At 64.9% G+C, this 1,269-nt stretch carries 1 protein-coding gene; it reads right to left on the bottom strand.

The window, feature by feature from the left end:
* Positions 1 to 34 precede the first annotated feature (34 nt).
* Positions 35 to 1,206 (bottom strand): IS3 family transposase gene (locus OXR08_RS18575; RefSeq protein ID WP_267352133.1). Its coding sequence is split into 2 segments (ribosomal slippage): positions 35 to 942 and positions 942 to 1,206, totalling 1,173 coding nucleotides; the frame shifts between segments, so codons are not numbered across the junction.
* Positions 1,207 to 1,269: the final 63 nt, after the last annotated feature.

Raw genomic sequence — 1,269 nt, forward strand, 5'->3', positions numbered from 1 at the left:
TGAGCAGCCCCCACCGAGTGGTCCGGGTTGTTAGTTAGTGCATTGTCGTCTCCGCCGCCATTGCCGGGCGTAGGTGGAGCGAAGCGGAACCGGAGGCCGGTAATGGCGGTGGCGCCGCTTCCGGGGCCGGCGGGCGATAGCCCAGGCTGCTGTGTGGCCGAACGGTGTTGTAGTGACGGCGCCATGCCTCGATCAGCACCCTGGCTTCAGCGAGGCTGTAAAAGATCTCGCCGTTAAGCAGCTCGTCGCGAAGCGAGCCGTTGAAGCTCTCGTTATAGCCGTTTTCCCATGGCGAGCCTGGCGTGATGTAGAGTGTCTTTACGCCAATCTGCCCAAGCCATTTCTGGACTGCGGTGGCGATGAACTCGCTGCCGTTGTCCGACCTGATGTGCGCTGGCGGCCCCCGTTCGATGAACAGGTCGGCCAACGCGGCCAGCACATCTTCGTGGCGGAGCTGGCGTGACACGATCAGCGCCAAGCACTCGCGACTGGCCTCGTCGATGATAGTCAGGATGCGGAACTTGCGCCCGTCGTGGGTGCGCTCCTCAACGAAGTCATAGGCCCAGACATGTCCCGGATACTCTGGCCGCAGGCGGATGCAGGAGCCGTCATTGAGCCACAGCCGGCCGCGTTTCGGTTGGCGCTGTGGCACCTTCAGCCCCTCGCGCCGCCAGATCCGCTCGACCCGTTTGTGGTTCACCGACCAGCCCGCCGCATGCAGCAGCGCGGTCACCCGGCGGTAGCCGTAGCGCCCGTACTGCTTCGCCAGCGCGACGACGTCGTCGGTGAGCGCCTGCTCGTCATCTGCCCCGCACGGCACTTTGCGCTGCGTCGACCGGTGCTGCCCGAGCACGCGGCACACCCGTCGCTCGGATACGTCCAGCACCTCTTTCACCCGGTCGATGCAGCGCCGGCGGCGCGCGGGGCTCAGAAGTTTCCCCGTGCCGCCTCCTGCAGGATCAGCTTGTCCAGCGTCAGGTCGGAGATCGCGCGGCGCAGCCGCAGGTTCTCTTTCTCCAGGTCCTTCATCCGCCGAGCCTGATCCGTCTTCAGGCCACCATATTCCTTGCGCCAGCGGTAGTAGGTCTGCTCGCTGACCGCGATCCGCCGGCATGCTTCGGCGGTCGTGCCGCCCTGGCCCAGCATGATCTCCACCTCACGCAGCTTGCCGATGATCTCCTCGGGCTTGTGCTTCTTTGCAGGCATGCGTCGTCCCTTCCTTGATCCAGACTCTCATAGTCGATGGACCACTCAGAAGGGGGCAGCTCA

Source organism: Sphingomonas sp. GM_Shp_2 (assembly GCF_026540875.1).
Taxonomy (GTDB): domain Bacteria; phylum Pseudomonadota; class Alphaproteobacteria; order Sphingomonadales; family Sphingomonadaceae; genus Sphingomonas; species Sphingomonas carotinifaciens.